This window comes from Dietzia sp. B19 (assembly GCF_014145155.1).
Classification (GTDB): Bacteria; Actinomycetota; Actinomycetes; order Mycobacteriales; family Mycobacteriaceae; genus Dietzia; species Dietzia natronolimnaea.
On sequence record NZ_JAALED010000205.1, the window covers coordinates 1 to 1,564 of the forward strand.

Annotated in this window: 1 protein-coding gene and 1 pseudogene; one reads left to right on the forward strand and one right to left on the reverse strand. The window is 72.4% G+C overall.

Translation table 11 applies throughout. From position 1 onward, the window contains the following. Positions 1 to 451 (forward strand): annotated as a pseudogene (locus G6020_RS06865) (hypothetical protein); the annotation flags it as partial. Positions 452 to 482: 31 nt separating this feature from the next. On the opposite strand, the gene G6020_RS06870 reads toward G6020_RS06865, so the two are convergent. Further along, the coding region (locus tag G6020_RS06870; protein WP_241732601.1) for an LCP family protein at positions 483 to 1,564 on the reverse strand (1,082 nt) is incomplete at its 5' end.

The following is a 1,564-nucleotide window of genomic DNA, read 5'->3' on the forward strand; positions in this document are numbered from 1 at the left end:
GTTGGCGGTGCTGGCCGGCTCGGCGGTGATCGGATTCCTCCTCACCCGCGGGGCTCTCTCCCCGACCGGTGAGGAGGCGGCGGACTGCGCCCCGGTCTCCGAACCCGGCCACGTGGTGGGCGACGGCCCGGGGTCGCTGGACTCGCCGTTGGGGACCGTGTTGGCCTTCGACCACGCCTACTACGTCGAGCGCTCGGCCGAGAAGGCGTTCGAGGCGGTCTCGCCGTCGAGCCGGATGACGCCGGACCGGCTGCGCGTCGAGGGGGTGGACCGGGTGCCCGAGGGCACCACCCACTGTGTGGACGCGCGGGAGCTGTCGCCCACGCTCCTCGAGGTGAGCCTCACCGAGTCCCCGCCCGATGCGGAGCCGGTGGTGATCCGGCAGCGTGTGCGGGTGGCGGAGAACCCCGACGGCACCTGGGGAATCGTCTCGATCACGCCCGCGGGATGACCAGCCGGTACCCGTGAGCCGGGAGGCGGGCTCAGGGGCCGGGGTCGAGGTACTCCTGGGCCGGGGTGCGGCCCGAGGCGACCGCGTCGAAGAACCCCGTGGTGCTCGGGCCCCACACGAGGTACGAGCCCACGGAACCGGAGGCCATGCCGTCGTAGGGGGCGGTCACGGTGAGCGGATCGCCCCTGAGCTTCCACATCACCGACGCGAGGTTCCAGATGTGGTCCCCGGAGTCGACCGTGACGGCCTCCGAGGCCGCGTCGACCAGTGACACCGCGGTGAACGGGTTGAGCAGGTTGCCCGGGGACATGGTCTCGCTCATGAGCGCGCCGAGGAACTGCCGCTGGTTGCGGACCCGCTGGAGGTCCTGCTCGGCGAACCCGTAGCGGGTGCGGACGAAGCCGAGGGCCTGCGGCCCCGCCAGGGTCTGGCAGCCGGCGGCCAGGTCGAGGCCGGCGAGCGGGTCGTTGATCGGCTCGTCGATGCAGATGTCCACGCCACCGACCGCGTCGACGATCCCGGAGAAGCCGCCGAACCCGATCTCCGCGTAGTGGTCGATCCGCATCCCGGTCTGCTGCTCGAGCGTGCGGGTCAGCAGCGCCGGACCGCCGAAGGTGTAGGCGGCGTTGAGCTTGTTCTGTCCGTAGTCCGGGATGTCGACCAGCAGGTCCCGCGGGAGCGAGATGAGCATGGTCCGGCCGCTGTCGCGCGGCGTGTAGACCAGCATCATGGTGTCCGTGCGCTTGCCGCCGGCATCGGACTCCGACCCGGTGGACAGCTGGGCCTGCTGCTCCGGGGTGAGTCCCTCGCGGGAGTCGGTCCCCACCAGGAGGGTGATGCTGCCCGGGGTGTTGCCGCCCCGGCCGGGGTAGTCCGGCAGCGCGTCGATCCGCTGGAGCTTGGAGTCCGCCCACAGGACGCTCACCACGCCCAGCGTCAGGATCACCACGAGCACCAGACCCAGGATCCGCATCGGCCCGAGGCGCCGTCTACCGGGTGCCCGGCGGGAGCGGCGATCGAGTGTGGACCCGTACCCGGCCCGCGACGGCCGACCGGACCGGACACCGCGCGGGTCGACCGGTTGCCTGCGGGGGTCCCGCCCGCCGGATCGCG